The following is a 22,030-nucleotide window of genomic DNA, read 5'->3' on the forward strand; positions in this document are numbered from 1 at the left end:
GTGCGGGGTACGGATGTCCGCGCGTCGCGTCGTCGGCGGGCGGGGGCGGAAGGAACACGCGTCGCACACCGGGAGGCGGACGGTCGGGGCGGCTGTACGGCGGCACGGTCGGCCGCCGCACGCGCGGTGGGTCAGTCGAGTGAGCGGGAGAGATACGCCCGGAGCAGTTCCCGGGTCTCCTCGATGACCCGCTCGTCGCCCGCCGGGTCGAGGCGGAAGGCGAGCTGGACGAGGGTGTCCGCAGCCTCGACGGCGATGAGGAAGATGCGCCGGAGGTCTTCGTCGGGGGCACGGTCGAGGTATGCGGAGAGCATGTCGGTCAGCCGGTCGGCGACGCGGGTGTTGGGCTCGGCGTCGCGGGTGCCGACGGGTATCTGGTTGCCGAAGTCGACCAGGGAGAAGCCGGGTGCGGTGCGCTTCATGGCGAGGTACTCGTCGAGGACCGCGTCCATGGCCACCCGCCAGCCCGCTCCGCTGCCGGTCTCCTGGAGGCGGTGGGTGACACGCTCGGTGTAGATGTCCAGGTTCCGCTGGGCGAGCGCGTCGACCATGGCCCGCTTGTTGCCGAAGAACCGGTAGACGGAGCCGATGGGCACTCCGGCGCGCAGGGCGACAGCGCGGGTGCTCAGGGCGTCGTAGCCGACCTCGTCCAGAAGGTCGGCGCAGGCGTCGAGGATACGGGTGAGTCGTTCGGCGCTACGGCGCTGGACGGGCGCGCGGCGCAGCGAGGTCGCATGGGGCACGGGCTTCATGATGCCTTTCCGCCGGGGTCCGGTGAACCTTGCCCTTGGGTACGAAGTCCGTGCCCGTACCACTCATCCCGCGGTGCCCGTCCCGCGGTGCGTGCGGCTCACCGCGGGGCACGCCGCGCCGGGGTGGCGCGGCGGACGGCGTACGTCAGGCGACAGCGTGTGCGGAGGCTGTCGGCCGGGGTTCGCCGAACGGTGCGGGTGAGGTGGCGGGTGCGGATCGGGGGCCGGTCGGCGCCGGGCGGGAGGCCGGGGTGGGGCCCGGGTCCGACACCGTGATGTCGGCCGTGCTCGCGACGGGCTCTCCGTCGACCGCCCACACCGTGTCGTCGTCGGCGTGCAGGCGCACCGTCACCTGGTGGGTGCCGCGCGGGACGACATCGCCCGCGAGGTGGTGGTCCGGGCCCCGGAGGACGGACAGGGGGCGGTCGTCCAGCCGGAGCTGGGCGTAACCGCGGCCCGGTTCGGCCCTCTCCGCCGTGCCGGCGGGCGAGAAGCGGAAGCCGTGGACCGTCAGCCGGACGTCCCAGCCCTCGCCGGCACCCCCGGGGCCGTCGGAGCCCTCGGAACCGGCGGAGCCGTCGGGGTCCGCCGCGGGCTGTATCTCGATCTCGACCTCGGGTGCGCTCCTGCCGTCGACCTCACGGTAGTGCCGCCCCTCCTCGTCCGTGTCCTTCAGCACCCTGCCCACCGGTGAGGGTGTGGCCTCGTCGTCCTCACGCGCGCCGCTGGACCCGCAGCCCGTCGCTCCGACGAGCAGAGCACCGAACAGGGCGCAGACCGCGAGCCCGGTGAGGAATGCGCGCGTCCACGACATGCCGGGAGGTTAGAGCACCGCTCCGACAGCCGGATCCCCCTTGAGTCGGGTTCTTGGGCCCAGTCGGATCCTTGGGCCCAGTCGGGGATCGGGCTCGATCGGGCCGCTCGGGGTCCCGGGCACCGGCCCCCGGCCGCCCGTGCGCGTCTGGCGCGATCCCGCCGCCTCCCGCCGGGCCCGACTCCCCTCCCCCTTGCGCGCCGATTCACCGAATCCTACGGTGATGCATAGGAATCAGAACGAGGGAGCGATCACTCATGAGCGGGGACGCGCGCAACGGCGCAACGGCACTGCGGAAGACCGCCGAGGCGCTGACGTATCTCTCCGGGTTCGGCAACGAACACAGTTCGGAGGCGGTCCCGGGCGCCCTCCCGCACGGCCGCAACTCACCGCAGCGGGTCCCGCTCGGGCTGTACGCGGAACAGCTGAGCGGCTCGGCGTTCACCGAGCCGCGGGCGCACAACCGCCGCTCGTGGCTGTACCGCATCCGCCCCTCGGCGGCGCACCCGGCGTTCACCCGCACCGACAACGGCACCCTGCGCTCGGCACCCTTCACCGAGTCGGTGCCGGACCCGAACCGGCTGCGCTGGAACCCGCTGCCGGAACCGGCGCCGGGCACCGACTTCCTGGCGGGCCTGTGGACCCTCGGCGGCAACGGCGACGTCACGCAGCGCACCGGCATGGCCGTGCACCTGTATCACGCCAACTCCTCGATGCGCCGGGTCTTCAGCGACGCCGACGGCGAGCTGCTGATCGTCCCGGAGCACGGCGGGCTGCTGCTGCGCACCGAGTTCGGGCTGCTGCACGTGGAGCCAGGACACGTGGCGCTGATTCCCCGCGGGGTCCGCTTCCGGGTGGAGCTGCTGGGCGACGCCTCCGACGACGGCCGGAACCCGGCAGGCCCGACCGCCCGGGGATACGTGTGCGAGAACTACGGGGCGCCCTTCCAGCTCCCCGACCTCGGCCCGATCGGCGCCAACGGCCTCGCCAACCCCCGGGACTTCCGCGCCCCGGTCGCCGCGTACGAGGACGAGGAGCGCGACGGGACCTCGGCGGGGCCCGTGGAAGTGGTCAACAAGTTCTGCGGCAACCTCTGGACCGCGATGTACGACCACTCGCCGCTCGATGTCGTCGCCTGGCACGGCAACCACGTGCCGTACGCCTACGATCTGCGCCTCTTCAATGTGCTCGGCAGCATCAGCTACGACCACCCCGACCCGTCCATCTTCACCGTCCTGACCTCGCCGTCCGACACCCCGGGCCTGGCCGGGGTCGACTTCGTGGTCTTCGCGCCGCGCTGGCTGGTGGGCGAGGACACCTTCCGGCCGCCCTACTTCCACCGGAACGTGATGAGCGAGTACATGGGGCTCGTCCAAGGCGCGTACGACGCGAAGGCGGCCGGCGAAGGGGGCTTCGTGCCGGGTGGCGGTTCGCTGCACAACATGATGTCCGCGCACGGCCCCGACCGGGAGACCTTCGAGCGGGCGAGCGCCGCCGAGCTGCGACCGCAGAAGGTCGACGACGGCCTCGCCTTCATGTTCGAGACGCGCTGGCCGGTCACCGCCACCGCGCAGGCCGCCCGCGCCGAGCACCTGCAAGCCTCGTACGACGACGTGTGGCGGGGGCTTGAGCGGCACTTCCGGGCGGACGGGCGGCCATGACGGCGCACGGCGCGCCGGTCCGGCCCGACCGCCTCCGGTGGCCGCCCGCCGCGCTCCCGCGGCCGTCCGCCCGTTGCACCCGACGCCCGCGACCGGTACGGATACCCTCGTGACCTCCTTCGCGCCCGACTCGATCGTCCTGAACCGCAAGCTGCCGCTCTGGTATCAGGTGTCGCAGTCCCTGCGCGCCTCGATACTCGGGCGGTCCGCACGGGATCCGCTGCGCCTGCCCACCGAGGAACAGCTGGCGGAGCACTACGGCGTCAGCGTGCTGACCATGCGGCAGGCGCTCAAGGAGCTGGAGGACGAGGGGCTCATCACCCGGCACCGCAGGCGCGGCACGTTCATCGAGCCGAGCGCCCTGCGGGGCGCGCCGGTCCGCCTCCTCGGCTCGGTCGACGCCATCGTGGCCCAGCAGTCCGGTATGACGACAGAGTTGCTCGGCCACGGCAGCGAGCCCGTGTCCGGCGAACTCTCCGCGTACTTCCCGGATCTCGCGGAGGTGGCGACGTACCACCGGCTGCGCAGCGACGAGGAGACCGGTGAGCCGACCAACCACGCGCGCAACTACGTGCGGCCGGAGCTGGCGGAACGGTTCGATCCGGAGGATCTGGTCCACTGGCCGATGACCAAGGTCCTGCGGGATGTCGCGGGGGCGCGGATCGGCCAGATCACCGACACCGTCGAGGCGCGGCTGGCCGACCCGGAGACCGCCCGGCTGCTCCAGGTCCCGCTGCTGAGCCCGATCCTGCACTACACGGGTGTCGTGCACGGTGCGGACGGGCGGGCGCTGGACGTGGTCCGCATCCACTACCGGGGTGATCGTTTCTCGTTCACGGTCACCCTCGACGCCCACTGACCGTGCGGGACCCGGCCGCCGCCCACGGGCCACGTCGTACGATGCCGAGCGTGACGCACGACGACGCTCCGCTGCTCGCGGACCTCATGCCGTGGTCCGTCGCACCTCCCCGGCTGGGCCGGGCGTGGCCGGCGGCGCCCGATCCGGCGTCCCTGAAAGCGCGGTGGGACGCGCTGATGAAGGCGGAGGGACCCGACCGGGAGGCGTTGTTCGGCGCCACCCGTGCGCGCACCCCGCACTCGGCCGTGGGGCAGCTGCCCGGCCAGTCCTCCGGTACGGGCCGGCTGGCGCGCGCCTCGGGCCCCTGCGCGGAGCCGGTCCGGATCCGGACCGGCCCGTTCGACGACCAGTGGCTGATCCCCGACCACCGGCTGATCGACGCGGCGCGTCCCGAGCTGTGGCGGGTGGCCGACGAGCACCAGGTGTTCGCCGTCGAGCAGGCGCCCTCGCCCGAGGGACCCGCGCTCCTCGCCGCGTCGGTGCTGCCGATGGTCCTGCCGCAGTCGAGGCCCCCCGCAAAAACACCCGGCACGAAGGCGGCCCCCGTCGCCCGCCCCGGCCGCGTCCACCCCCTGTACCGGCGCCCCGGCGGCCTCGAACCGAACCTGACACCGGGCCTGCTGGACCTGCTGGCCGAGCGTCTCGGTCACACCCCCGCCCCGCTCGACGTCCTCGCCTGGACGGTCGCGGTCGCCGGCCGGGAGCCGCGCGGGGTGACCGTCCCGCTCACGGCCGACCCCGAACTGTGGTCCCGTGGAACCGAGTTGGGCCACCGCATGCTGTGGCTGATGCGCCGGGACGGCGAGCGTCCCAAACTCCCCGGCGGTCGCCGCCCCTACGTGCGGGCTCCACTGCCGCCCTTCCCGGCCGAACCGCGCTACGACCGCGAGGAGGAGACCCTCCACCTCGACGAGGGCCGCATCTCGCCCGTGCCGCCCGCGGCCCGGGACTTCGAGGTCGGCGGCGTCCGCGTCCTGGACCAGTGGTTCGCCGCCCGGATCACCCGCCCCGAGCCCGGCACGCTGGAGGCCGTCCGCCCCACGACCTGGCCGCGGACGTGGACCTCCGACCTCCTGGAGCTGGTCACGGTCCTGACGCTGCTGTCCGAACTGCGCTCGGAACGCGAGGGGTTGGCGCTGCGGTCGGCACCCGTCACCACGGCGGACCTGCGCGAGGCGGGCGTACTCCCGCCCCCCGCCTCCGCCCGCACCCCGGCCTCGGTCCTGACCCACGAGGAGGAGGGTCCGGAGGGCCAGTTCACCCTCCTCTGATCACCCGGGGTTGCGGGGAACGGTGCGGTCCTTCGTCTTCTTCAGCGCGACGGGTCGAACCCGTCGAGCACCCGTTCCAGCGCCCGTCGGAACACCGCCCCCAGGTCGATCGGCCCCGCGTCCTCCGCGAACGCCGCGGCCAGCCGCGGATACGCCCCGCTCGCCACCTGGCCCCCCAGGTAGGCGATCCGCACCGCGTTCTCCCGCTCCTCGGACCACGGCAGCGCCCGCGCCCGCTCGGCGGTCGCCAGTTCGTTGCCGACGTACGTCGTCACCACGCCGTTGACCATCGCGATCAGCTCGAACTTCGTCCCGTACGTACCGTCGAAGGAGTCGAGGCAGGTCAGGCAGTGCTCCAGATACCGCAGGGCGTTCGGGCTGAAGCCGTAGACCGGTGACATCAGGGCCGGCAGCCAGGGATGCCGGTGCATCAGCGTCCGCGACTGGTACGCGACCCGGAGCATGTCGGTCCGCCAGTCCCCGGCCGGCTCCCACAGCTCGTGCTCCGCGCTGACGGCGTCGACCATCAGCTCGTACAGGTCCTCCTTGCGGGGCACGTAGTTGTAGAGCGACATCGTCCCGCAGCCCAGCTCGGCCGCCACGTGCCGCATCGACACGGCGTCGAGCCCCTGCGCGTCCGCGATCCGCACGGCCGCCGCCGCGATGTCGGCCCGGGTGAACGCGGGCCTCGGCCCCCGCCCCGTGCGCTCGGGTCGGGCCCAGATCACTTCGGGTACGTCGGCACGTCCTGCCATCGGTGTCGCCAGTCCTGCCGTCGGTGGATCCTGTCGTCACCATCCTAGTTACGTACAGCGTACGTAGTGCGCTATGGTCGAGCCATGACTACTACGTACGGCGTACTTAGTGAAGGTCTGGAGAAGCGCTTCGGGGACGTCCATGCCCTGCGCGGGCTGGATCTCGCGGTGGCGGAGGGGACCGTCTGCGGGCTGCTGGGCCCCAACGGCGCGGGCAAGACCACGGCGGTACGGCTGCTCACCACCCTGCTGCGGCCCGACGCCGGGTCCGCCCGGATCGCGGGGCACGACCTCGTACGGGAGTCGGCCGCCGTGCGCCGCGCGATCGGCGTCACCGGGCAGTACGCCTCGGTGGACGGCGACCTCACGGGGCGCGAGAACCTACGGCTCTTCGCGAGGCTGCACCGCCTCCCGAAGACCGCCGCCCGGGCCGACGAACTGCTCGAACGCTTCGAGCTGACCGACGCGGCGGACCGGACCGCGTCCACGTACTCGGGCGGTATGCGGCGCCGTCTCGACCTGGCCGCCTGCCTGCTCGTCCGGCCCGCCGTGCTCTTCCTCGACGAGCCGACGACGGGCCTCGACCCGCACAGCCGCAACCAGATCTGGGAGGCCGTGCGCGCCCTGCGGTCCGAGGGCACGACCGTCCTGCTCACCACGCAGTACCTGGAGGAGGCGGACCAGCTCGCCGACGACATCGTGCTGGTGGACCGCGGCCGGGCCGCGCACTCGGGAACGCCCGCCGAACTCAAGGCGCTCATCGGCTCGTACGCGGAAGCGGTCGTCGCCCACGCGGACGCGATGCCGGGCGCGGCGGCCGTCCTCGACCGGCTGACCGGCTCCGCGCCGTCGTTCGACCAGGAGCGGCACGCCGTCGGCGCGGTCACCACCGACCCGACCCTCACGCTCCCCCGGCTGGTCCGCGAACTCGACGCCGCCGGTGTCCCGTTGCTCGACGTGAGCCTGCGCCCGCCGACCCTCGACGACGTCTTCCTCCGCCTGACCGACGACCGGACCGACCGCAAGGAGCTGGTGGTATGAGCACGTCGGCGTTGGCCTACGACGGAACCGCGATGCTGGGCCGCCAGTTGCGGCGCATCCGGCACAACCCCGGCCTGCTGATCCTCACCCAGACCATGCCGGTCACGATGCTGCTGTTCTTCGGGTACGTCTTCGGCAGCGCGCTGGCGATGCCCGGCGAGGAGTACCGGGCCTTCCTGGTGCCGGGGCTGCTGGTCGCGACGGCCGCCAACGGCATCATGACCGGCATGTTCCAGGCGGCCCAGGACGCACACCGGGGCGTCACGGACCGCTTCCGTACGCTGCCGGTGAACAGGGCCGCCGTACCGCTCGGGCAGGCCGCCGCCGACCTCGTCGTCACGGCCGCGGGTACCGTGCCGTTCCTGCTCGTGGGGCTCGCGGTGGGCTGGCGGATCGAGGGCTCCGCGCTCCAGGCCGTCGCCGCAGTGGGGCTGTTGCTGCTCTTCCGGTTCGCGACCACGTGGATCGGGATCCTGCTGGGGCTCGTCTCACGGAGCGAGGAGGCGGCCGGGCAGCTCGGGGGCGCGACCTTCATCCTGCCGCTGCTGTCGAACGCGTACATCCCGACGGACAACCTGCCGGGGTGGCTGCGCACGCTCGCCGAGTGGAACCCGATCAGCGCGGTCACCACGGCCCTGCGGGACCTGTTCGGCAACGCGCCGGTGCCGGCCGACGGCGCCTGGCCGGTGACGCACCCCGTCGCGGGCTCGCTGGCCTGGTGCGCGGTCCTCATCGCGGTGTTCATGCCGCTCGCGGTCCGCCGGTACGCGAACGACGGACGCTGAGCCCCGCCCCGAAGGGGCACGCGGAACTGCGCGGACGGCCCTCACGGACCCGCGGCCGACCACCCCGCTCACCGTCCCCACCCCTCGGCCCATGCATGACAAAGCCGTCGCCCGCGGGTCATGATCCCCGCATGGAGCCGCAACCCCCGCCTCTGCCCCTGCCCCTGCCCCTGCCCCTGCCCCTGGAGGGCATCACCGTCGTCGCCGTCGAGCAGGCCGTCGCCGCGCCCTTCGCCACCCGGCAGCTCGCCGATCTGGGGGCGCGGGTCATCAAGGTCGAACGCGTCGACGGCGGCGACTTCGCGCGCGGCTACGACACCGCGGCGGGCGGACTCGCCTCGCACTTCGTGTGGTGCAACCGCGGCAAGGAGTCCGTCGCCCTCGACCTGAAGGACCCGCGCGGACTCGACGCGGTGCGCCGCCTGATCGCCGGTGCCGACGTCTTCGTACAGAATCTCGCGCGGGGCGCCGCCGCGCGGCTCGGCCTGGACGCGGCCACCCTGTGCGCCGCGCACCCGTGGCTGATCGCCGTGGACATCTCGGGTTACGGGCTGTCGGGGCCGTACGCCGACAAGCGCGCGTACGACATGCTCGTGCAGTGCGAGGCGGGGCTGGTGTCCGTGACCGGGACGGCCGCGCAGCCGGTCAAGGCGGGCATTCCGGCGGCCGACATCGCGGCGGCGATGTACGCGTTCTCGGGGGTGCTCGCGGCGCTGGTGCGACGCGGGACGACGGGGCGCGGCGGGCCGGTGGAGGTGGCGATGCTGGACGCGCTGGCCGAGTGGATGGGGCATCCGCTGCACCATGCGATGCATGGAGGCACTCCCCCGGCGCGCACCGGGCTCGCGCACGCCGTCATCGCTCCGTACGACGGTTATCCGACGGGTGACGGCGGGCGTGTGCTGTTGTCGGTGCAGAACGACCGGGAGTGGCGCCGCCTCGCCGAGCAGGTGCTGGAGCGGCCGGAGCTGGCCCACGATCCGGCGTACGCGACGAACGCGGCCCGGGTCGAGCACCGGGACCGTACCGACGAGCTGGTCGCCACGGCACTCGCGGGCTTCGGCGCGGAGGAGGCGGTGGCGCGTCTTGAGGCGGCCGGGATCGCCTGCGCGCTACTGCGGGACGTGGCGGACGTGGCGGAGCATCCGCAACTGGCGGCCAGGGACCGGTGGCGGGAGGTCTCGTCACCGGTCGGGCCGCTGCGGGCTCTTCTGCCGCCGATCACGCTGCCGGGCGGGGAAGCGGCGAGAATGGGGCCCGTACCCGCACTCGGGGAGCAGACCGAGGCGGTGCTGCGTGCCGTGGGGATGACGGACGATGAGATCGCAGCACTGCGCCGGGACGGTGTGTCCGCCTGAGCGCGGGTCGGGGATCGAGCTGGTCCTGCCGATGGTGCCGGCCCTGCTCGGTCTCGGCCGCCTCCGGGCGACCGGGGCCGCCTGTCAGCGACCGCCGAACAGGGAACGGCGCAGCCGGCGCAGTGGTGCGAAGAGCGAGACCCGCCTCACTCGCGCACTCCTGCCGGTGCGGTCGTGCGCGGTGTCGCGTGCGGTCAGTTCGCGCATCAGGGACGTCGCCTCGGCCGCCTCACGCTGAGGTATGGCAGGGCCACCCATCACCGAAAGATGGCGGTCGAGGCGCGAACTGGTCGCGCTGCTCCCGCACGTGATCGCAGGGACTCGCGCCCTGCCACGCACTGTTATCTGTTCCATGTCACTCCCCACCCATACGAGGGCACCCGGCCCGGGCAGGTTAACCCTATCGCTCCCTCGTCACACTCGTGTATCCCGGGCACGGGATTCACCTACCCGCCAAGGGGGTTGACGATTACTCTCCGAATCCGAGCGATTTCAGGGCGAGTTGGACAACCGGTGCGGTGGTGGGCTGCGGAGAGCCACCGGGGGGCTCGACGGTGACAGCGAGTGAGATCGCGTCCGGGTTCAGTCCGGTGGCAATCAAGGGCGTGTCGCCGTCGATGAGCCCCAGAGAGCGCGGTTTCTCCTCCGGTCGCATGAGCCACAGCTGGTGGACCCTCTTGTTCGCAGGTGCGCCGAGACCGGCCGAGGTGACCACGGCGGTGCGTTGCGAGGCGGACGCGACGACGCCGATGCCCTGACCGTTCGCGTCCCGTCCGGCGCCCGACCGTGCGTCGGGCGCCGCGAGAACGTGGGCGATCTCACGTGCCTGTGCCCGCTGTTCGGCCAGCTGGTCCTGTGTGCGGGACGCCTGCATGCCGAAGAGCGCGGCGACGACGAGAGCGGCGGCGGCCGTGGTGGAGGCGAGCGGGACGAGGAAGACGGAGAAGGACGAGCGGCGGGCGCGGGAGGGCGGCCGTTCCGCGCGCGGACGCGGCTGGGGTTCCGCGGTGACCGGCTCCTGAGGGGTCGTCCGGATGGCCAGCAGGACCCGGTCGCGCAGCGCGGCGGGCGCGGGGGCGGCCGTGGACCAGGCGAGGCGGACCGCGTCCTCGCGCAGGGCGCGCACTTCGGCGGCGCAGCTGTCACAACGCTTCAGGTGCTTCTCGAATCGTTTGTGCTCATGGGGTTCCAGGGCGTCGAGGGCGTACGGGGCGGCCAGTGAGTGCAGTTCGCGGCGGCGGAAGATGCTGGTCATGCGACGCCTCCGAGGCAGTTGCGCAGCCGCGTGAGTCCGTCGCGCATGCGGGTCTTGACCGTGCCGAGCGGCAGGGAGAGCCGCTCGGCGACCTCACGGTAGGTGTAGCCGTCGTAGTAGGCGAGGGTGACGGACTGTCGTTGCAGGGCGGTGAGCCGGTCGAGGCAGCGGCGTACCCACTCCCGTTCGAGGCCGGCCTCGACCTCCTCGGCGACATGGTCGAAGGCGGGGCCGTTCGACCGCCGGGCCATGCGCAGTTCGCGTTCCGTGGCGGAGCGGGCGCTGCGGACCCGGTCGACGGCCCTGCGGTGCGCGAGGGTCAGGACCCAGGCGAGTGCGCTGCCGCGGCCGGGGTCGTAGCGCGCGGCGGAGCGCCAGAGTTCGAGCAGCACCTCCTGCGCCACCTCCTCGGACTGGGCCGGATCACGAACAACCCGGCGCACCAGCCCGAAGACCGGCCCGGACACCACGGCGTACAGATCCTCGAAGGCCTTCTGGTCACCTTTGGCCACGAGAACCAGAAGTTCGTCCGCCTCCACCCGTTTCCCCCTTCGCCGTCTGAACGGCTCGTCCCGTCCTCACGTATTCGGCGCAGGAACGCCGTCGGATGGGGTTACGGATCAGCCGCTCGAAAACGCGGGTGAATCCCGAACCAATCCTTATTCCCCCCGGCTCCGAATGGCGTGCATCAGGCATCACCCACCGACGCGGTACGAGCGTGGGAACCGACCGGTCGACAGGTCGCTTCCGCCCCATCACCGCCGGAACACAGCTTTGGGACAGAGGACGGACGGCATGACACCTTTCACCAGCGGGTTCGTGGGACGCAGGAGCCTCGCGACCCTTGTCTGCGGTGCGCTGGCCACCGGCGGGCTCGCGGCCGTCGGCGTGACCGCGCTCGAACCGGGGGCGGCGAGCGCCTCCAGCCACCGGGAGGCTCCGCTCATCTCGGGGCAGCCGCAGTACGACAACACGGACGTGTACGCGTTCGCGAGTCCGGACAAACCGGATACGACGACCATCATCGCCAACTGGATCCCGTTCGAGGAGCCGGCCGGCGGACCGAACTTCTTCCCGTTCGCGGAGGACGCCCAGTACGACCTGCACATCGACAACAACGGTGACGCGCAGGGGGAGTTGGTCTTCCGCTACACGTTCGAGACGCACGTCAAGAACGACAAGACCTTCCTGTACAACACCGGCCCCGTCGAGAGCCTCGACGACCCGGACCTCAACATCACGCAGACCTACGACATAGACCTGCTGCAGCTCAAGGACCAGCACCTGGTCAAGAAGACGAAGTACGCGGACGACGTGGCGGTCGCGCCGTCGAACGTCGGCAAGGCGTCCATGCCGGACTACGCCAAGCTCCGTTCCCAGGCCGTGCACGAGCTGCCGGGCGGGGCGACCACGTTCGCCGGCCAGGCGGACGACCCGTTCTTCCTGGACCTGCGGGTCTTCGACCTGCTGTACGGCGGGAACCTGTCCGAGGTCGGCAACGACACCCTCAAGGGCTACAACGTCAACTCCGTCGCCCTGCAGCTCCCGAACGACATGATCCAGGAGTCGGCCGAGCAGCCGATCGTGGGCATCTGGTCGACGACGCAGCGCAAGAACGCGAGCGGCCACTACCGCCAGGTCTCGCGCCTCGGCATGCCGCTGGTGAACGAGGTCGTCAACCCGATCAAGGACAAGGACAAGTTCAACGCGTCCGCGCCCTGGAACGACGGTGACTTCCTGAAGAACGTCACCGAGCCCGAGCTGCCGAAGCTCATCGAGGCGATCTACAAGATCGAGGCGCCCGACGAGCCCCGCAACGACCTGGTCGACGTGTTCCTGAAGGGCGTCGAGGGCCTCAACCAGCCGCCGAACGTGCGTCCTTCGGAGATGCTGCGGCTCAACACCTCCACCAAGCCGGCCGCCGAGGAGAAGCGTCTCGGTGTGCTGGACGGCGACAACGCGGGCTTCCCGAACGGCCGCCGTCTCGGCGACGACGTGCTGGACATCGCGCTGCAGGTCGTCGAGGGCGAACTGGTCGGCTCCAAGAACGACCTGGGTGACGCCGTCGACAAGAACGACGTGAAGTTCGAGAAGGCGTTCCCGTACGTCGGTCAGCCGACCTCGGGTTCGCGCGGACCGCTGGCCAAGGGCACGACCGGCACCAACGACGTCCGCAACCAGCTCGGTGACGCGCTGCAGCCCGCCGGCGCGAACGGCACGGGCGGTATGGACGACACCACGCTGATCGCCGTCTCGGCGGCCTCGGGCGCGGCGGGCTTCCTGCTCGTCGGCACGGGTCTGCTCTGGTGGCGCAGCCGCCGCCGGTCGTACTGACCCGCGCCCGGTCGGCATCCCCGACTGGCGCGGTCCGTGCGTAACCGTCCCCCACGGCGCACGGGCCGCGCCACCCCCCGCACCGAACGCATCCATCCCGTGAACCACCCGTTTCAGCACGGCGATTGAGGAGAGCGCAATGTCCCCGCGTAGCAACGACGACGCGCAGGAGAGGGACCTCGCCGACGAGGCCGCCGACCCGGCCGGTACGGCGGGCGCCGCCGGGACCGAGCAGGCCGCGTCCACGCCCGCGCCCGCACTCGCGCCCGGGGAGCGCCGGGAATCCGGGCGGTCACGGGTGCTGCAGCTCGCGGCCTGTGCCGTCGCTCTCGCCGTCGCGATGACCGCGGGGGCCGTGGTCCTGGGCAACAGGGACGGCGGCGGTACGAGCACGGTGTCGTCCGCGCCCGGCCTCGACCCCGAACTGCTGGCCGGCGGCAGCCTGGCCTCGGGCATCTCCGCCCTGCAGTCCCATCTCAAGGCGCAGCCCAAGGACTCCGGCGGCTGGGCCACGCTCGGCATGGCCTATGTCGAACAGGCCCGCACCAACGGCGACCCCTCCCGCTATCCGCAGGCACAGCGCGCGCTGGAGCGGTCGCTGCGGCTGAGCCCCGACAACGATCCGGCGCTGGCGGGCCGGGCGGCGCTCGCCGCGGCCCGGCACGAGTTCCCCGAGGCGCTGGCCTACTCGGAGAAGGCGCTGGACGAGAACGCCTTCAACGAGCGCGCGTTGTCCGTCCGCATCGACGCCCTGGTCGAACTGGGCCGCTACAAGGAGGCGGCGAAGGCCGCCGACGAGGCCGACTCCCGCCGCCCGGGGGTCCCGGTCTTCACCCGGTACGCCTATGTACGTGAGCTGCGCGGCGACATCGGCACGGCACGCCGCGTCCTGAAGCAGGCGCTGTCCGGTGCCACCGCGCCCGGGGACGTCGCGTACGTGGCGGGTTCGCTCGGCCAGCTCTCCTGGCGCGAGGGCGACTACGAGGCGGCGCTGAAGTACTACGAGCGGGCGCTGCGGGCCGACAAGACCTATCTGCCGGCACTGGAGGGCCGGGCCCGCGCACAGGCCGCGAACGGCGACCGGGCGGCGGCCGTCCGCGGGATGGAGGAGGTCGTGGCGCGCTTCCCGCTGCCGGGAGCGCTCGTCGTGCTCGGCGAGCTGTACGAGGCACGCGGCGGTGAGGGGGACCCGGCGAGGGCCCGCGACCAGTACGCGCTGGTCGACGCCTGGACCTCGCTGGCCCGCGCCAACGGCGTCAACGCCGATCTGGACACCGCCCTCGCGGCGGCGGACCACGGCGACCGCAAGGCCGCCCTGCGCGCCGCACGCGCGGAGTGGCAGCGGCGGCACACCGTGCACACCGCGGACGCGCTCGCCTGGGCCCTGCACGTCAACGGCCGTGACGACGAGGCCCTGGCGTACGCCCGGCGCGCCACGGCGACCGGCTACCGCGACGCCACGTTCCTCTACCACCGCGGCATGATCGAGAGGGCCACGGGCCACAAGAAGGAGGCCCGCGGCAGCCTGTCCTCGGCGCTCGAACTCAACCCGGGCTTCTCACCGGTGGGCGCGAACCAGGCGAAGAAGGCACTGACCGGCCTGGGCGGTGCGCTGTGAGTGCCTTCACCTTGCGCCGTCGCGTGTCCGGGTCCTGCGTGGCCGTGCTCATGGCCGCCTGCGCACTCGTGCTGATCCCCTCCGGGACGGCCGCGGCCCATCCGCTGGGGAATTTCACCGTCAACCGCTACGACGGTCTCGTGGTCGCGCCCGGCACGCTGCGGGTCCTGCACGTGGAGGACCTCGCGGAGATCCCGGCGACCCAGGCGCAGCCCGCCATCGACGAGGCGGGCATGGGGAGTTGGGCGCGGGAGCGGTGCGCGACGGCCGCCGGGAAGAGCCGGGTGACCGTGGGCGGCAAGGCCGTCGCGCTGACCGCCGGCGAGAGTCGCGCACGGGTGCGGCCCGGACAGGCGGGCCTCAAGACGCTCCGGGTGGAGTGCCGTTGGACGGCGGCGCTGCCCGACGGGAACCTGGCGCTGCGCTTTCACGCCTCCGTGGACGACGGGCCGGGCTGGCGGGAGGTCACGGCGCGCGGCGACCGGACGACGCTCGCCGCCTCCGACGTACCCGAGAAGTCCGTCTCGGGCGAACTGGCCGAGTATCCGGCGGAGTTGTTGTCGTCCCCGGCGGACACGGCGTCCGCTTCGTTGCGGGTGCGCCCCGGTGGTCCCGCGCTCGTCGAGGAGAGCGCCGACGCGCCCGCCTCGTCCGTGCTGCCGCGCGGCGCCGACCGCTTCACCCGCGCGCTGGACGACCTGGTCTCCCGCCAGGACCTGACCTTCGGCTTCGCCCTGCTGGCCCTGGCCATCGCGGTCCTCCTCGGCGCCCTGCACGCGCTCGCGCCGGGGCACGGCAAGACACTGATGGCCGCGACGGCAGCGGCCCGCGGCGGCCGGGCGGGTATGCGCGACGTCCTGCCCCTGGCGGCGTCGGTGACCATCACCCACACCCTCGGGGTCGCGGCGCTGGGCCTCCTGGTCACGGCCGGCTCGGCGGCGGCGCCCTCCGTGGTGACCTGGCTGGGCGTGGCGAGCGGCGCCCTCGTGACGGCGGCGGGCATCACCCTCGTACGACGAGCGTGGCGAAACCGGCGCCCGGCCCACACCCACGCTCCGGCGCACGAGCACACACACGATGACTCGCACGAGCACACGCACGAGCACGTCCATGAGGGTGGACACGAGCACGTGCGTGAGGGCGGGCATGCGCACGAGCACGCCCACGACCGCCGGCCCGTCCTCGCGCACTCCCACTCCGGCGGTGCGGCCCGGACATCGGGGCACGGCACCGCCTCCGCCCTCCTGGAACCGCCCCCGCACAGCCGTTCCGCGAAAAACGGCCACTCCCACGACCACGGTGACGGCCGTTCCCGAACCCACACCCACACCCATGGCGGCTCCACCCACACCCACGAGATCGCGCCGACCGTGCGCGGCACGATCCTGCTCGGCTTCGCCGGCGGACTGGTGCCGAGCCCCTCGGCGGTCGTCGTACTGGTGGGCGCCGCCGCGCTCGGCAAGGCCTGGTTCGGGCTGCTGCTCGTCCTCGCGTTCGGCGTCGGACTCGCCCTGACCCTCACCGCCGCCGGGGTCGCCGTGGTCAAGCTGGGCAGTGGGGTGAGCCACGTACTGACGACCCGCTCACGCTGGGCCGACAGTCCGGTGGCCGCGCTGGTACGCAGGACCGTACCCCTGGGGTCCGCGTTCGTCGTCGTGGCCCTCGGGGTCGGACTGGTGTTCAAGGGGGCGGCAACCGCACTCGGTTGAGCTAGTTTTGTTCAGAATCGTGCGGATGCGAATGGGGGACGCCCGTGTCCGAAGAGCCGGGCAGTGAACGCGTGATCGCGGGCCGCTACCGTCTGCTCTCGCCGCTGGGCGAGGGCGGGATGGGGACGGTGTGGCGGGCCCGTGACGAGGTGCTGCACCGCGAGGTGGCGGTCAAGGAGGTACGGGCCCCGGGCGGGCTGCCGGGCCCGGACGTCGAGCGGATGTACGCGCGTCTGGAGCGTGAGGCGTGGGCCGCGGCCCGGGTCTCGAACCGCAACGTGGTGACGGTCTACGACGTGGCCATGGAGGACGGCCGCCCGTGGATCGTGATGGAGCTGATCCGCGGGATCGCGCTGTCCGACGCGCTGGACGCGGAGGGCCCGCTGCCCCCGCAGCGCACCGCCCACATCGGCGCGGAGGTGCTCGCCGCGCTGCGGGCCGCGCACGAGGCGGGGGTCCTGCACCGGGACGTGAAGCCCGGCAACGTCCTGCTGTCGAACGACGGCAGGATCGTGCTCACCGACTTCGGTATCGCCACGGTCGAGGGCAGTTCGGCGCTCACGATGACCGGCGAGGTGATCGGCTCGCCCGAGTTCCTCGCCCCGGAACGCGCGCTCGGCCGTACGCCGGGACCCGAGTCCGACCTGTGGTCGCTCGGCGTCCTGCTGTACGCGGCCGTCGAGGGCAACTCGCCGTTCCGCCAGAACACCCCGCTCAGCACGCTGCGCGCGGTCGTCGACGAGGAGTTGCCACCGCCGCTCCGGGCGGGGCCGCTCGCTCCGGTCATCGAGGGCCTGCTGCGCAAGGACCCGGCGGAGCGCATGTCGGCCGAGGACGCCGAGCGGGACCTGCGGCTCGTCTCGTCCGGCGGCACCCCCCTCACGGGCACCGTCCCCTACGCGCAGACGGTCGCCGCGCTCCCACAGCAGGATCCGCGGGACGCGACCCGGCCGTCCCCGGTACCGGCGTACTCCCCCGGCTCGTCGACCCCGACCGCCACGACGACCGCGCAGCCCGACCGTCCCCGGCGCGCCATGATCGTGATGATCGCCGGCCTGGCCGCGCTCGCCCTGGCCATCGCGGGCCTGAGCTACGCGCTGATCAACCGGGACAACGGCGGCGACGGGGGCAGCGGGGCCAACAGCTCGAACGGCGGTACGACCGGCGGCTCGACGGGCGGGAAGAGCGGAGGGAACGACGGGGGCGGCACCGACGGCGGCTCGACGACGGAGAACTCCGGTACGAGCGGGGCGAACGACGGCGGCTCGACGAGCTCGGGCGGCGAGGGTACGACGCCCGCGCCCACCCAGTCCGTGAAGGTGACGGTCTCGGGCTCGCACACCGACTACAGCGGCGCCTGTCCGCCGCCCGAGGCGGGGGCTCCGACCTTCACGGCGACGTTCACCGTGGGCGTCGTACCGGTCGATGTGCGGTACCGCTGGGTGACGGAGACCGGCGAGGTGTCCGACCCGGGCTGGAAGACGCTCTCGTTCCCGGCGGGCGGTGGGAAGTCCAAGCAGAACACGGTGGTCCTGACGACGTACGACACGTCCGGGACGCTCACGAACAAGATCGGGGTGGAGGTCCGCAGCCCGCTGCGGACGAAGTCGAATCAGGTGCCGTTCTCGGTGACGTGCGAGACGGAGGCCCCGACGGGCGGGACCTCCGGCTCCGGTTCTCCTCAGGCACTGGCCCCGAACGGGGCGGTCAGGCCGCGGACCTGAGCGGACCGCGGCGGTGGCAGGACCGCCGGAGCGGTCAGGCCGCGGCGGTGAAGACGGGCAGGTAGCCGCCCGACTGGCCGGCGGCGGTCGGGTGGTAGGACTCGCCGATGTTCAACCAGTTGACGCTGTGCAGCCAGGCGCTGCCGGAGCAGATCTCGTGGTTCGTGAAGGTGGGGCGTACGTCGCCGAACGTGAAGCCGTGGTCGGCGGCGCGCTTGGCGATGGCGCTGTCCAGGTAGTCGGCGGCGCCGTTGATGGCGGCCCGTTCCGTCTCGGAGAGACCTGCCAGGCAGCTGCCGCTCAGCTTGTAGAAGCGGGGGTAGCCCAGGACGACCACCCGGGCCGCCGGGGCCTTGGCGCTGATCGCCGAGTAGACCGAGTCGAGCTTGCCGGGGAGCGTCGAGTCGACGTACGCCTTCGCCGTGTTGACGCGGGCGACACAGGCGCTGTCGGACTGCAGGACGCAGGTCGTCATGACGTCGGCGAAGCCGGCGTCGTTGCCGCCGACGGAGATCGAGACGAGGCCGGTGCCGGAGTTGAGCGGGCTCAGCTGGTTCGCCAGAACATCACCCGTACGAGCGCCTGAGCAAGCCGTGAAGTTGAAGGACGAGGGTGAATGCGCGGCGGCCCAGAGGTAGGGGTAGGCCTTCGTGCTGCGCTTGCAGTCGCCGCTCGAGCCGATGTAGCTGCCCGCGCCGACGCCGGAGGAGTAGGAGTCGCCGAGGGCCACATAGCCCGTGGCGGCGGCTTGTTGGGACGCCTGGGCCGTCGCTGCCCCGGTGAGGGCGAGGGCGGCGGCGAGGAGAAGTGAGGTCACGTATGCCGTAAGTCGGGAACGTCTCATGGAACCTCCCTTAGCAGGATCTCTGCTGTGACTTTGGTACCAGCCACGCGTGTCGCCAGGAAGTGTCCATGCCAAGACTTTTCCGGACAGGGGGGTGGCTCTTCCCGGCGTTCACCGCACGTTTGATTGCGTGCTCATGACATACATGTGACATACCCTCAACTCTCCTGCGCTACGCCCGTAGATCGATCACGCTGATGTCTCGGCCGCTAGCGGAACGCGACGCTCCCGGCTGCGCGCACCCTCGGGTGCGCCGTTCTCCGCGCCCCTTGAAGGGGCGCGGAGAACGGCGCAATCTTCTGTCTTTGCGGTGGGGGCGCGAGCCGCAAGGAGCTGCGCAGGGCGGGAGCCGGCCCTCGCGGACCCGCCGCCGGCGAGGCGCAGGGCTTGACTGCCCCCGACAGCTGCGCGACATTGAAGCCCGGCATCCGGCGCTTCAGGGGGCAAGTCGCCCATGCACACCATAGGCACCAAGTCATCATCATCGGGCCCGCCCGAACCGGACGGCGACGACGACGAGGCGGATGAGCGGTTACGCCCGGCGCGATCCCCGGCAAGGGACCTGCTGCCCCTGCTCGCGGGAGCGGCCACGACGACCGCCGGCGTAGGCGCCGTACTGGCCCTCGCCGACATCGACTCCCCCCTGCGCGCCCCGTTCACGCTCTTCTTCCTGCTCGCCGCCCCCGCCGCCGCCGTGGCGACCGCCCTGCGGAAGCTGGAACCGGTCGGCCGCGTCCTGGCGTCCCTGTCGGCAGCGACAGCTGTCAACCTCCTGGTCGCCCAGGGAATGCTCGCCGTGCACCGGTGGTCGGCCCCGGGCGGCATCGCGGCCGTGGCCGCACTCAGTTCCCTCATTCTCCTGCTGGTCCTGGTACGGCGCCTGCGCGGCCGTACGGAGAGAGGACGGGCTTCCTGACGTGGACATCAGCGTGTACCGCCCCGGTGAACTGACCTCCACCGACCGGTCGGCGTGGACGGCCTTCCAGTCCAAGGCCCATCTGCACGACACACCGGAACTCGCGAACCCCTTCCTGTCACCGGAGTTCACACTGGCCGTGGGCCGATGCCGGCGCAATGTGCGGATCGCGGTCATCCGGGAGAACGGCGAGCCCGCCGCGTTCTTCCCCTTCCACACCACCGCCGCCGGCGTCGGCCGGGCGATCGGCCTCGGCATCTCGGACTGCCAGGGCCTGGTCCACCGGCCCGGTTTCACCTGGGACGCCCGCGAACTGCTGCGGGCCTGCGGGCTCTCCGTGTGGGAGTTCGACCATCTGGCGGGCGGGCAGACGCCGTTCGAGGCCGGGGCCTCCGGCACCTTCCCGTCCCCCGTCATCGACGTCGACCGCGGCTACGAGGCGTATCTGGCCCAACTGCGCACTCAGTCACCCAAGTTCACCCGGACCACGCTCGCAAAGGAACGCAGGCTGGCCCGCGACCACGCGGACGTGCGGTACGTGCACGACGAGCGCGACCCGGAGGTACTGAGCACGCTGATGCGCTGGAAGTCGGCGCAGTACCGCAGGACCGGGCGCAGCGACCGCTTCGCGCAGGACTGGATCGCCCGGCTGGCACAGCAGCTCTTCCACAGTCGTTCCGAGTCGTTCGCCGGGCTCCTGTCGGTGCTCCACGCCGACGGTCGGCCGATCGCCGCGCACTTCGGACTGCGTTCCGAACGGGTGCTGGCGTGCTGGTTCCCCGCGTACGACCCGGAGTTCTCGAAATACTCACCCGGTCTGATCCTGCATTTGCGCATGGCCGAGTCGGCCGCCGCCGACGGCATCGCCCATCTGGATCTCGGCCGGGGCCAGAAGGAATACAAGGACTCCCTCAAGACACGGGAACTCACCGTGTCCGAAGGGTGGGTTGCGCGCCGCCATCCCGTGGCGCTCGGGCACCGGGCGCGCCGCGCCCCCGTCCGCGCTCTGCGCAATGCGGTGCTGGGGAGGCCGGAGTTGTTCGAGCCGGCCGACAAATTGCTCAAACGGATGGGAAAGATCCGTTCGGGCGGTTGAGTAACGGCCAAATCAACAAAAACGTGAGGCCACGTTCCAGGTCTTGCCATAGCGTCTCAATCATCAATACCGTCGTACATCTCACCCGCACCGGTCCATCAGCGCTTGTGCGATCTAGGGGAGGGCTCAAGATCGCGACGACGGCCCGGGGCGGGGCGCGGTAGGGGGGTGCCGTGCTCGGTGGCCGAGAGGGTGCCGAGCCGTGCCGCGAGACCGACCCAGACAGTCGGCCAGTTATGCCAGCTCACCCGGCATGGACGGAGTTCTATTTCGGCATGCCGTAAGTGAGAAACCCCCCTTTCGAACCGGACAAAGAACCGGACCGCCCGGGGGCGGGCGGTCCACCGGACGAGAGGGACCAGACTCAATGACTTCTTTTCTGCGCCCGGCGGATTCGGGAAAAGATCGGATCGAAGATCAGTCCCAGGATCACATTCAAGGTCAGCTCCAGGGACAGATCACAGCCAGCACCTACCGACTCATATCAACTCACCTGGCCATAGCGCCTCCGGTGAGCGTCGTGATTCCCGCCATGAACGAGGCGGAGAATCTCCCGTACGTCTTCAAGACACTTCCGCACTGGATTCACGAGGTTATTCTCGTCGACGGGAATTCCACCGACGACACCGTGACGGTCGCCCGTGAGCTGTGGCCCGACGTCAAGGTCGTCGAGCAGCACGGGAAGGGCAAGGGCGACGCCCTGATCACCGGTTTCGAGGCGGCGACCGGCGACATCATCGTGATGGTCGACGCGGACGGCTCGGCCGACGGTCACGAGATCGTCAGTTACGTCTCCGCGCTGGTCTCCGGGGCGGACTACGCGAAGGGTTCGCGGTTCGCCAACGGCGGCGGCACCGACGACATGACACCCATCCGCAAGCTCGGCAACTGGGCCCTGTGCACGGTCGTCAACCGCAAGTTCGGCGCGCGCTACACCGATCTCTGCTACGGATACAACGCGTTCTGGCGGCACTGCCTGGACGAGATCGACCTCGACTGCACGGGTTTCGAGGTGGAGACCCTGATGAACATCCGCGTGGTCAAGGCGGGGCTGAAGGTCCAGGAGATACCGAGCCACGAGTACATACGCATCCACGGCGTGGGCAATCTGCGGGCCGTGCGCGACGGGCTGCGGGTGCTCAAGGTGATCCTCAGGGAGCGCTCCAACCGGCGCTCGCTGCGCCGCCGCCCGCATGCCGTCGCACTCGGCTCCGGTCCGGGCGAGACATCGGGAAAGA

At 71.7% G+C, this 22,030-nt stretch carries 18 protein-coding genes and 2 pseudogenes; 13 read left to right on the forward strand and 7 right to left on the reverse strand.

The annotated features are described in order from the left end of the window. Nucleotides 1–131: 131 nt before the first annotated feature. Together K3769_RS06965 and K3769_RS06970 are read right to left on the reverse strand one after the other, a co-directional pair. Nucleotides 132–752: a TetR/AcrR family transcriptional regulator gene (locus tag K3769_RS06965; protein WP_267025569.1), complete on the reverse strand. Its 621-nt coding sequence runs from the start codon at nt 750–752 to the stop codon at nt 132–134. Between the two features lie 145 nt (nt 753–897). Continuing rightward, nucleotides 898–1,566 carry a nuclear transport factor 2 family protein gene (locus tag K3769_RS06970; RefSeq protein ID WP_267025570.1) on the reverse strand — a complete coding sequence of 223 codons (669 nt, stop codon included), beginning with the start codon at nt 1,564–1,566 and terminating at the stop codon, nt 898–900. A 257-nt stretch (nt 1,567–1,823) separates the two neighbouring features. Between K3769_RS06970 and hmgA the strand changes: the two genes are divergently transcribed. The 3 genes from hmgA to K3769_RS06985 all read left to right on the forward strand — a co-directional run bounded on the left by hmgA (nt 1,824) and on the right by K3769_RS06985 (nt 5,357). Continuing rightward, on the forward strand, nt 1,824–3,227 hold the full coding sequence (gene hmgA, locus K3769_RS06975) for a homogentisate 1,2-dioxygenase (protein WP_267025571.1): 1,404 nt from the start codon (nt 1,824–1,826) through the stop codon (nt 3,225–3,227). A gap of 109 nt (nt 3,228–3,336) precedes the next feature. Further along, on the forward strand, nt 3,337–4,086 hold the full coding sequence (locus K3769_RS06980; protein ID WP_267025572.1) for a GntR family transcriptional regulator: 750 nt from the start codon (nt 3,337–3,339) through the stop codon (nt 4,084–4,086). A gap of 41 nt (nt 4,087–4,127) precedes the next feature. Then, nucleotides 4,128–5,357, forward strand: a complete 1,230-nt coding sequence (locus tag K3769_RS06985) for a type ISP restriction/modification enzyme (RefSeq protein ID WP_267025573.1) — start codon at nt 4,128–4,130, stop codon at nt 5,355–5,357. Between the two features lie 41 nt (nt 5,358–5,398). Here the strand turns inward: K3769_RS06985 and K3769_RS06990 are convergent, their stop codons facing one another. Then, nucleotides 5,399–6,112 carry a TetR/AcrR family transcriptional regulator gene (locus tag K3769_RS06990; RefSeq protein ID WP_267025574.1) on the reverse strand — a complete coding sequence of 238 codons (714 nt, stop codon included), beginning with the start codon at nt 6,110–6,112 and terminating at the stop codon, nt 5,399–5,401. 84 nt (nt 6,113–6,196) lie between these two features. On the opposite strand from K3769_RS06990, the gene K3769_RS06995 reads away from it, so the two are divergent. The 3 genes from K3769_RS06995 (at nt 6,197) to K3769_RS07005 (ending at nt 9,296) form a co-directional block, all read left to right on the forward strand. Further along, a complete protein-coding gene (locus K3769_RS06995; protein ID WP_267025575.1) occupies nt 6,197–7,153 on the forward strand; it encodes an ATP-binding cassette domain-containing protein in 957 nt (318 codons plus the stop codon). After that, nucleotides 7,150–7,938 carry an ABC transporter permease gene (locus K3769_RS07000; RefSeq protein ID WP_267025576.1) on the forward strand — a complete coding sequence of 263 codons (789 nt, stop codon included), beginning with the start codon at nt 7,150–7,152 and terminating at the stop codon, nt 7,936–7,938. Before K3769_RS06995 ends, K3769_RS07000 begins: the two co-directional genes overlap by 4 nt. Before the next feature lie 131 nt (nt 7,939–8,069). Continuing rightward, nucleotides 8,070–9,296 carry a CaiB/BaiF CoA transferase family protein gene (locus K3769_RS07005; RefSeq protein WP_267025577.1) on the forward strand — a complete coding sequence of 409 codons (1,227 nt, stop codon included), beginning with the start codon at nt 8,070–8,072 and terminating at the stop codon, nt 9,294–9,296. Nucleotides 9,297–9,380: 84 nt separating this feature from the next. On the opposite strand, the gene K3769_RS07010 is transcribed toward K3769_RS07005, so the two are convergent. The 3 genes and pseudogenes from K3769_RS07010 to K3769_RS07020 all read right to left on the reverse strand — a co-directional run. Continuing rightward, nucleotides 9,381–9,650, reverse strand: coding sequence for a hypothetical protein (locus tag K3769_RS07010; protein WP_107021126.1), 270 nt, complete (start codon nt 9,648–9,650; stop codon nt 9,381–9,383). Nucleotides 9,651–9,765: 115 nt separating this feature from the next. After that, nucleotides 9,766–10,551, reverse strand: a complete 786-nt coding sequence (locus K3769_RS07015; protein WP_267025578.1) for an anti-sigma factor — start codon at nt 10,549–10,551, stop codon at nt 9,766–9,768. Further along, nucleotides 10,548–11,099, reverse strand: a pseudogene (locus K3769_RS07020) (sigma-70 family RNA polymerase sigma factor); the annotation flags it as partial. The pseudogene K3769_RS07020 and the gene K3769_RS07015, both read right to left, overlap by 4 nt. A gap of 247 nt (nt 11,100–11,346) precedes the next feature. On the opposite strand from K3769_RS07020, the gene K3769_RS07025 reads away from it, so the two are divergent. The 4 genes from K3769_RS07025 (at nt 11,347) to K3769_RS07040 (ending at nt 17,936) form a co-directional block, all read left to right on the forward strand. After that, nucleotides 11,347–12,885 (forward strand): DUF4331 domain-containing protein, encoded by a 1,539-nt coding sequence (locus K3769_RS07025; RefSeq protein WP_267025579.1) that lies wholly within the window; start codon nt 11,347–11,349, stop codon nt 12,883–12,885. Nucleotides 12,886–13,024: 139 nt separating this feature from the next. Further along, nucleotides 13,025–14,503, forward strand: a complete 1,479-nt coding sequence (locus tag K3769_RS07030; RefSeq protein ID WP_267025580.1) for a tetratricopeptide repeat protein — start codon at nt 13,025–13,027, stop codon at nt 14,501–14,503. Between the two features lie 50 nt (nt 14,504–14,553). Next, nucleotides 14,554–16,212 carry a HoxN/HupN/NixA family nickel/cobalt transporter gene (locus K3769_RS07035; RefSeq protein WP_267031272.1) on the forward strand — a complete coding sequence of 553 codons (1,659 nt, stop codon included), beginning with the start codon at nt 14,554–14,556 and terminating at the stop codon, nt 16,210–16,212. A 44-nt stretch (nt 16,213–16,256) separates the two neighbouring features. Further along, entirely contained in the window at nt 16,257–17,936 is a 1,680-nt protein-coding gene (locus K3769_RS07040) for a serine/threonine-protein kinase (RefSeq protein WP_267025581.1), read from the forward strand. A 34-nt stretch (nt 17,937–17,970) separates the two neighbouring features. On the opposite strand, the gene K3769_RS07045 is transcribed toward K3769_RS07040, so the two are convergent. Next, nucleotides 17,971–18,780 carry an SGNH/GDSL hydrolase family protein gene (locus tag K3769_RS07045; RefSeq protein WP_267025582.1) on the reverse strand — a complete coding sequence of 270 codons (810 nt, stop codon included), beginning with the start codon at nt 18,778–18,780 and terminating at the stop codon, nt 17,971–17,973. A gap of 454 nt (nt 18,781–19,234) precedes the next feature. Between K3769_RS07045 and K3769_RS07050 the strand changes: the two genes are divergently transcribed. From K3769_RS07050 to K3769_RS07060, 3 genes and pseudogenes are all read left to right on the forward strand, one after another. Continuing rightward, on the forward strand, nt 19,235–19,696 hold the full coding sequence (locus K3769_RS07050) for a hypothetical protein (RefSeq protein WP_267025583.1): 462 nt from the start codon (nt 19,235–19,237) through the stop codon (nt 19,694–19,696). Nucleotide 19,697: 1 nt separating this feature from the next. Further along, nucleotides 19,698–20,792, forward strand: a complete 1,095-nt coding sequence (locus K3769_RS07055) for a GNAT family N-acetyltransferase (protein WP_267025584.1) — start codon at nt 19,698–19,700, stop codon at nt 20,790–20,792. Between the two features lie 367 nt (nt 20,793–21,159). Beyond that, a pseudogene (locus K3769_RS07060) lies at nt 21,160–22,023 on the forward strand (glycosyltransferase family 2 protein); the annotation flags it as partial. Nucleotides 22,024–22,030: the final 7 nt, after the last annotated feature.

It is taken from the genome of Streptomyces ortus (genome assembly GCF_026341275.1).
In the GTDB taxonomy this organism is placed as follows: domain Bacteria; phylum Actinomycetota; class Actinomycetes; order Streptomycetales; family Streptomycetaceae; genus Streptomyces; species Streptomyces ortus.